At 64.5% G+C, this 7,783-nt stretch carries 7 protein-coding genes and 1 pseudogene; 3 read left to right on the forward strand and 5 right to left on the reverse strand.

Translation table 11 applies throughout. From position 1 onward, the window contains the following. Positions 1 to 104: 104 nt before the first annotated feature. Together K330_RS0101140 and K330_RS0101145 are read right to left on the reverse strand one after the other, a co-directional pair. Positions 105 to 566 carry a P-loop nucleotide/nucleoside kinase family protein gene (locus K330_RS0101140; protein ID WP_143784139.1) on the reverse strand — a complete coding sequence of 154 codons (462 nt, stop codon included), beginning with the start codon at positions 564 to 566 and terminating at the stop codon, positions 105 to 107. Between the two features lie 103 nt (positions 567 to 669). Then, a complete protein-coding gene (locus K330_RS0101145) occupies positions 670 to 1,068 on the reverse strand; it encodes a hypothetical protein (protein WP_022920024.1) in 399 nt (132 codons plus the stop codon). Between the two features lie 260 nt (positions 1,069 to 1,328). Here K330_RS0101145 and K330_RS0101150 point away from each other — a divergent pair, with 260 nt between their 5' ends. Together K330_RS0101150 and K330_RS22330 are read left to right on the forward strand one after the other, a co-directional pair. Beyond that, positions 1,329 to 1,862, forward strand: coding sequence for a GIY-YIG nuclease family protein (locus tag K330_RS0101150; RefSeq protein ID WP_029202177.1), 534 nt, complete (start codon positions 1,329 to 1,331; stop codon positions 1,860 to 1,862). A 34-nt stretch (positions 1,863 to 1,896) separates the two neighbouring features. After that, positions 1,897 to 3,096, forward strand: coding sequence for a PDDEXK family nuclease (locus K330_RS22330; protein WP_022920025.1), 1,200 nt, complete (start codon positions 1,897 to 1,899; stop codon positions 3,094 to 3,096). A 119-nt stretch (positions 3,097 to 3,215) separates the two neighbouring features. Here the strand turns inward: K330_RS22330 and K330_RS18315 are convergent, their stop codons facing one another. Next, the gene (locus K330_RS18315) at positions 3,216 to 4,541 is read right to left on the reverse strand and encodes a DUF6884 domain-containing protein (protein ID WP_202804480.1); all 1,326 of its coding nucleotides are present in this window, start codon (positions 4,539 to 4,541) and stop codon (positions 3,216 to 3,218) included. Here K330_RS18315 and K330_RS24640 point away from each other — a divergent pair. Further along, a pseudogene (locus K330_RS24640) lies at positions 4,431 to 5,668 on the forward strand (DUF6994 family protein). The gene K330_RS18315 and the pseudogene K330_RS24640 sit on opposite strands and share 111 nt — an antisense overlap. Here the strand turns inward: K330_RS24640 and K330_RS0101170 are convergent. Together K330_RS0101170 and K330_RS18320 are read right to left on the reverse strand one after the other, a co-directional pair. Beyond that, positions 5,597 to 6,406 (reverse strand): hypothetical protein, encoded by an 810-nt coding sequence (locus K330_RS0101170; RefSeq protein ID WP_022920028.1) that lies wholly within the window; start codon positions 6,404 to 6,406, stop codon positions 5,597 to 5,599. The pseudogene K330_RS24640 and the gene K330_RS0101170 overlap by 72 nt on opposite strands. 133 nt (positions 6,407 to 6,539) lie before the next feature. Then, a complete protein-coding gene (locus K330_RS18320) occupies positions 6,540 to 7,337 on the reverse strand; it encodes a hypothetical protein (protein WP_156875635.1) in 798 nt (265 codons plus the stop codon). Positions 7,338 to 7,783: the final 446 nt, after the last annotated feature.

The raw sequence follows: 7,783 nt of genomic DNA on the forward strand, positions 1-7,783 counted from the left end.
CATTCTGCTGCCGACAGCAGCCATGCTCGCTCATGCCGCTGTGAACGCGTAGCGTCCGACCATGCCGCTGTGGTCGCGCGCGGACGGACTACGTGGGAGTTGGTTCACCGCTGCACGGTCAGGGGCCCTTCGTCGTCAGTGGGTGGCTCGAAGTGATCGAAGTACTCAGTTGCGATGCTGTGGGTGATGATGAAGTCGTCCTCGTGCGCGCGAGCTCTGGCTCGCAAGCGGTTCAGACAGGTTTGCTTATCAGTCGCCATATAGATGGTCTCCGCAATGACGCCGTACTCGGCCACGAGCCGACGCCATTCCTCGCGCATCGACCGGGACCAGAACGAGAAGTCCAGAACGACGTTTTGCCCACGGTCGAGGAGTTGGATCAGGCGCTGACGCAGGTCGGCGCTGATCTGCTCGTGGGCCTCGTCAGACAACGGCATGTCTCGTAGTCCGCGATTCCACGCCTCCTGGTCGTAAGAAAGCCGCGTCATCCCGCCGGCCTCCAAGCGACGCGCCACCGTCGACTTGCCGGAGCCGGCGGGACCACACATGAAGACGACTCGAGGCATGGTCCCGACCATAGGACCGTTCAGCAGTCGGGACGTACTGTCATGCCGCGTGGAGGACGGCGCCCGTTCAGCAGTGGGGTTCTTTGCGCTTCAGCAGCAGGTGCTAAGCCAGTCCGATGCCGTGGGCGTCGCGCACGAACATGTGTTGGTAGTGGCCGACGCGGGCGTGTACCTGTTGCGCCTCGACGGGGCGACCGTCGCGCATCCTGTACAGACCTCGGGCTGCGATGGTCTTTGCGAGTTCTGCGGCTGGCATTCGTCGTTCCGGAACGCTTTCGAGGACCGTGCGCATGGCCTCGTGCAGGGTCATTCGGGTATGCGGCTTTGAGAGTTCCGTGGGCGTGGTCAGCTCGAGAAGGCCCTCCAGTGACGCCACCCTTCGCTCGACGGCCGCCAGAGCGGCGTGCGCTTCAGCCCGGGCGGCACGTGCGTCTGCCAGGTCCTCCTCGATCGACTGCCGATGGGTCTCCACCAGTTCCGAGATGTGGTTCAGGTACGACATGAGAACCTCCAGTGATGCGATTGTGCAACAAGACAAACGGTAAGACTATCGCACAAGAGGTGTCAACAAGCCTGCGATCGGATCGATGCATCGCCCTGCCCTGACAGCTCATATGGTCTCGGCCAGGAGGCAACCTGGTTGCCTCTCGGTGTCGGGATCGTGGTCAGGCAGGCACCGGGTCGTGCACCCGCAGCTCGGTCCGTGGAGAGGTAGCGCAACCACCTGTCCCCCGGGCGAGTCAATCCTTCCGGCAGACGCGCATGAGCCCGTTCGGGCAGACTGTGCACATGCTCGTGGGCGCTTACGGGATGTTCTGGTTCAGGGACGAGGTGGACTGGGCTCCTGGCCGCGGCAGAACCTGGGACCTGCTGGGCCGCCGAGGAACGCGGCGCAGCACACTGCAAGTGGCGGACTTCAAACGCGCCAGAGGCGTCTACGTCCTCTTCGACGACTATGGCGCTCATTATGTCGGCCTCGCGCGGGGGAACGCCGGGATCGGCGGGCGCCTACGAGACCACACCAAGGACGAACATCGCGCATCGTGGTCGCGGTTTTGTTGGTTCGCCTTCGACGCCGTGAGTGAGGAGACCGACGCCACCGGTGTGCGTCGCCTGACGAAGCGGAACCGACCAGTGCCCATGGAGCAGGACCAGGCGATCGGTGAGATCGAGGCGCTGCTGATCACCGTCATGAACACTCGCAACGTGAACCGAATGCGGTTCCAGGCCGCATCCCAGTGGGAGCAAGTGTCCTGGTGGGAGCGCGAGGAGACACTGGCGAAGCTGTCCGGTTGACCCCATAGCCCGTTGACACGAGAGGACGACGAAGGTGAACGACGAAGGCATCTTCCTCACCAGTGGTGATGTCCTGCAGGTGCTCGTGCAGCAGCCGTACGCCTCGGAGCAGGTCCTGCAGCGGGCCTTGGCCGATCACCCTGAAGTGATCGCCGGGCCAACGACAGCCGGAGAAGAGGCCGGACGTCTCATTCTCGTCCGCAGGGAGATGGGAGTACCGGGCGTTGCCGGCGGCCCCGCAGTCTGGAGCCTCGACCATCTTTTCCTCGATGCCGAGGGGGTCCCGGTGGTCGTAGAAGTGAAGCGTTCGACGGACACCCGCATTCGCCGCGAAGTCGTCGGGCAGATGCTCGACTACGCAGCCAACGGTGTGAAGTACTGGCCGGTCGCCACGCTGCGCACCAGCGTCGAGGAACGGGCCGCCGCGAAGGGCTTGACCGGCGAAGAACTCGTCGCGTCCCTCAGAACCGACATTGACGCGGATGAGTACTGGCAGACAGTGGAAGCGAATCTGGCTGCCGGACGAATTCGGATGCTCTTCGTGGCCGACTCCTTGCCCCCAGAACTGGTCCGCATCATCGAGTTCCTCAATGAGCAGATGAGCCCCGCCGAGGTCCTCGGCGTAGAGCTGCGCCAGTACGTCGGGGATGGCCACACTGTGTACGTTCCACGTGTGGTTGGCCGCACATCAGCGGCCGTCGCAGCAAAAGTCTCCTCCACCGGTCAACTCTGGACCGAGGATCTGCTGCTGGAGGCAGCTCGCTCCCGGACGACTCCTTCCGAGTTCTCCTTGATCGAGCGCCTGTTCGAGGACGTGCACCGGCGGGGCGTTAAGTTCGGATGGGGCAAGGGCGTCACACCAGGCGCATCCGGCTGGTACAGCGCCGCCGGAGTCACGTCACCCGTGTGGAACCTCAATGTCGGTGCCGATAACCCTACGGCCAGGGCCTACTTGTACTTCTATCTCGGCGAGCTCGCCAACCGCATACCTGTTGGACTGGTCGAGCGGATGGCTGAGGTCCTAAAACGAATCCCGTCGATGTCGGCGAAGATCGACGAGGCTCGAACGAGCGGCTGGAAGAAGTACCCGTCCGTGTACCTGGACGAGATCGCGCGCGCACCCACGGAAGTGGAAGCCATCTTCCAGGCCATCGACGTGCTGCTCGAGCCACCTGACACACGCCCAACGATCGGCACAGGTGATCGGGAACCGCACATGCCGACCCCACAGTGACCTCGCCCGCCCATCCTGTATTGCCGCTGGTCGCGCGTGGCAACTCGCATCGTTGGCGACATTCCCTGCGGTCCGAAGGGCGAGCTTCGAAGCCCGTTCACGTCCCGCCGGCTCCGACCTCAGCGTGCGTACTGTTTTCGCAGCGCGGAGAGCCGCTGTCGGAGCGGAGTCCCGGGAACCTTCGCGAGGTTCAACGGTGGGTCCAACTCGCGGAGGATGTCGGACTCAAGGTCATCGAGCGTGTGCGGGTTCGCCACTGGGATGAGCACGATGCGAAGGTGGGCATGCATCCAGAGCGTGAGACGCGCTTCGTCGATGGTCGGCTGTCCATACGCGTGCGCCAGGACGGAGCCGATGCTTCGACGCAGGGTAGAGAACTCGTTGTTCTTGCCCAGGTGCATGGTCGTGATGCGGCCCCGGAGGGTGTTTGACGAGGTTGCGCCGCTCTTGCGAGTGGCCCCGGCGAGTCCGGCGTAGATGAGGCCCGGAGCGATCTCGTGCTCGAGCCCCGCGCAGAGGTCCCCTGCCCCGGCGTCGTCGACCCACCAGCTGTACATGCCAGGAGAGTTCAAACCCTTGCCCGCCGTCTTCAGGACGTCGTCGAAGGTTCTGGCACGCGAGCTGTCTGAGAGTTGGGCGACCATCTGAGCCGCGTCGTCGGCGGACGGGGTTGGCTGGTGGAGGTACCAGGAGAGGCGCTGGCCGATCGACATCCCCTTGAGCTGGTCGATGATGACGGCGCCCTTCGGACTCACAGCGGAGTCGACGGCCTTGACGTACGTCGCACCTGCATGGATGTCGAAGATTCGGCCCTGGAGCGGGCCGACGGCCTGCACCAGCTGCCGCGCCACTTTCTGGCCCCAGTCTGCTTGGTAGGCGGGGCCTGTCTTTGCGAGGTAGCAGTTGTAAGGCTCGAGCCATTCGTCGGGAGCGACCAGGCCGTGCTCGGCGGAGAGGATGTACCAGGGTTTGCCCGTGCCTTCGGCGTAGGCGCGCATCTTCGCGAAGTAGTTCGAGGTGTAGAGGTCCTTGGCCGGTGCCCCACTCGCGCGTTTGCTCTTGACGCAGCCGACCAGCACTACGTCGGCTGCCGCCGGTGCCGGAAACCGATCTGGCGAGGTAGCCCGCTTTCGGGAAGGTCGAGCTTTACCAGCTGGAGCAGCGACCACGTCGCTGCCCTTTCCGATGGTGAAGCCCAGCTTTGCGAGCAAGCGTTGGGCGCTCTGCGACTGGAACTCACTGTTGGCCAGGCCGGTGGCCAGCGCCAGCGCTTGCTTGACGGGCCATCGAGTGCCGTCGATGTCGACCCAGTACTGGTAGATCTGATCGGGATGATGGTTCGCGAGGCGCGTTCGCACGTCGACGTCGGACAGCTCGAACTGCTGACCCGCGAGCGTGAAGGAGATCGCGACCACGAGCGCCTCCTCTCTTTCGGAGCTGCGCACCCATTCCACTCTAGGCCGGGTCAGCGCGGCCTTACTGATCCCGGCGTGGCGCCTCGAGGGCTGGAGCGGTCGCACTCAGTATCGCGGGCGGGTCGGTTAGGGATCGGTTCGAGGTGTTCCGCGGAACACTCCCGCGGCCGCTCACTGCTCGCCATAGACGGCGGACGTGCACTTGAAGCCAAGCAGACGCTTACGCAGGGTGCGGCCGTTGGGCAAGATGGAGGTGTGCGCCCAGGGATCGACCCGGACTTGGACTTCGCGATCCACTACGCCGGTGGCGGGGATCCAGACCAGACATGTGAACGGCTCTACCTGTGGCACCAGGCCCTCTGCACACGCCCCGTCGAGGGTGTGGGGCCGTTCGAGGTCGAGGTGACCTACGACAACGCCTACGGGCTGAGACTGCGCACGGAAGACGGGGCCGCGTTCAGGTTAGGTAGCGACGGGATCATCCCGACATGGTCGACAGCCGGATGGACCTCCCGCTTCACCCCCCGGCTCGTGGCCGAGATCGAGCAGGACACCGACGAATTCTTCCGCGTCGCGTCCACAATCGGGGGATATGTCCTGTTCCCACGCAACGGCGAAGGACAGAGAGGCCAGACCATCAACCAAGCACGTGGAGTGCAGGGCAGATCGCCGACCGTTTCGACCTAACCCTCGAGTGCATCCGGCGGCACTACATGGACCCCGAACTGGAGAGCCCCCTGGCGCACCGACTCAACTACTACGGCGAGTTCTTCGCCCTGTTCGGCGACTTCGACACCTACGTAAGGTTCTTCCTGCTCGACGACCTGGTCATCCCGGATCGCGGCGGCGTGAGGTCGTTACTAACCGGGGAAGTCGTGACCGACTTCCCCCTGCCCGCCTATGCCACCACGCCGCGGGACTACGCCACCTTCCGGGACAACAGCATCAAATTCGTCCGGGCACGAAACGAGCGCATCCTGCGACTCGGCCTCCGAGCGCAGCCGACCGCCATTGGAAGCGCACGACTCTGCCGCGAGCCGCATAAACCGTGTGGGGCCCCAACTCCCCGTCTTGAAGCTCGTTCTTCAGTCGCCTCTGTTCTCCACAGAAACCACGACCGTACTCAGCGTCGCAGCGAACTCGGCGTTCAGCTCTAGTTCGTCGTCGAAGTCGCCGTTGAGGTTCTTGACCAACGTGTCGGCCAGGCGGTGTCCCATGGGCCGGAAGGTCACGTACGTCAACCCTCCGGACAGCACTCCACCAACAACGGGTACGGCCTTAGTGATGGTCTTCTCGACGGTCTTCTTGGTGACCTGCTTCCCGATCACCGCGCCAACCTTCTTCACAAGCGGGTACCAGGCTGTCTTGGTGAGTGCTTGAGCGGCGACCTTCTTGCCTAGATTGGCTCCCGCGACCTTGGAGGTCTGCGACACGAGCGCTGCCGCCCCTGCCGCACCAAACATTGCCCCGAGGTAGGCGATGACTCGCATCTGTGCGGCCTCAGACAGCTCTCCGCCGCCCTCGAACAGGTTGTCCTCCCCGAAGAGGTACGCGATCTGCTGAGCCAGATTGATGGCGAAGCCGAAGTACTGCACGACGTCTGCGCCGCCTGCCGCGATCATGATTGCGGGGTTACCTGGGAGGCCTGCAGCGAAGGAGGACAGCGACGTCTTCGCGGTGCTGCTCTTGATGATGCCGTTGGCCTTCTGTCGCAAGGACTCAGTTGTGAAGACGGCCTGCGGACCGCGCTCGAGAATCACGTCGAGGTGCGGGGAGCCTGCGAACTGCTTACGCAGGAAGGCCTCGCGGTCGACTCGGACAACGGGCAATTTCGAGACAGCGCCGATCGTCTGCAGCGTCGTGGAGTACAACTTGTCCTGAGACTTGTCCGCCATGCGACGGAACACTATCTGTGGATGCGTCCGGGCGCTCGACCGCCCGCTGACGGGAGCGCAAGCAACAGATTGCGAAGGCAACGCCGCGTGTGGCAAAGGCCGAGGCCGACGTCCGCAAATGCCGCAGGTGGCACTATGCGTTGTCGGTCTGGCTCCGGGTTTCGAGCGTCGTGGTCAGTTCCCGGATCGCTGCGACGATGGCGGGGGCGGTGTCGTGGTGAGTGGTGAGCCATGCCAGGACTGCTCGTGCGGCGTTGAGGTTGTCCGTGTAGCCGCGGATCATCTGGTGCAGCGGGAGACCTCCGGGTAGAGAGGCATTCTCGATGCGGCGGGTCGCCTCGAAGGGGTCCGGGTGGTCCAGCTCCGTGGCGGGGTCGAGCCGCACCAGCGCCAGGACGCGGTCGACGGCGTATACCTGGATGAACCGCATGGCGGCCAGGTGCTCACCCCGCAGCTCGCGGTGCAGACCGACGTAGAGGTTGGTCAGGGCCTCGTTGAGGTGGAAGTCCACGGTGTCCATCGCGGTGGCGGCCGGCAAGGCCGCCCCGAGGGCGAGCGGGTCCACCCGTCCACGTGACCAAACCACACGCGCCCCGGTGACCGGCAGGGCGGCGAGCTGCTCCGGGGTGAAGATCGCATACTCCAGGAACAGCCCGTCGGCCAGGAGCGCCTTTCTCCCGTTCGGGTCGTTGACGAAGCTGAAGGCGACCTGGCCACCGAAACCCTGAAGCCAGCTGGTGTCCTGCAGGTACCGGTCCTTGGTGTCAATGGTGTCGGTGATGAGGAAGAAGTCGATGTCGGAGTGGTCGTCGAACCGGTGCGTCTGGACCCCGGCCGAGCCCAGGCCCAGGACCGCCTGGACATGCGGGTCGGTGGCCACGTGCACGGCGAGGTCATCCAGCCGGAGCAGGTTGGGGTGCATGCCGTTCATCCTCCGAGCGGATCGGGACCGGTGCTCAGCTGTCAGACGCCGAGGCCAGGATCGGTGTGCGGACAGCCGTCGCGGGCGACCATTCGGCCTCGTGGCGGACACCGTGGGAACCCCGCCTGCACGCGCCCGGTGAACCGCTGCTCGCCGTCGACCGTGCTGTCCCGGTGAACAACTTCGGCACGGAGGTCACCCTCCGACCCGGATCCCCAACTCGACCAGGTGGCAAAGCCCGGGACACAGGTCGGAGAGGTACAGGAAGGAACCCTAGGGATCAGCGCCCAAGAGGGAACCACAAACGAAAAGGTGGAGGAAGATCGCGACATGTCGTCGTCCTTTCGCTGAAGGTCGACGTTTCTGCCCGCACGGGTCACACCCACCGAGGTCGCGACAACGCACAGGCTAGACCAAGAGGGACGCCCGGCGCACCCCTCGGGACGCCCTCATCT

Source organism: Ornithinimicrobium pekingense DSM 21552 (genome assembly GCF_000421185.1).
Taxonomy (GTDB): domain Bacteria; phylum Actinomycetota; class Actinomycetes; order Actinomycetales; family Dermatophilaceae; genus Ornithinicoccus; species Ornithinicoccus pekingensis.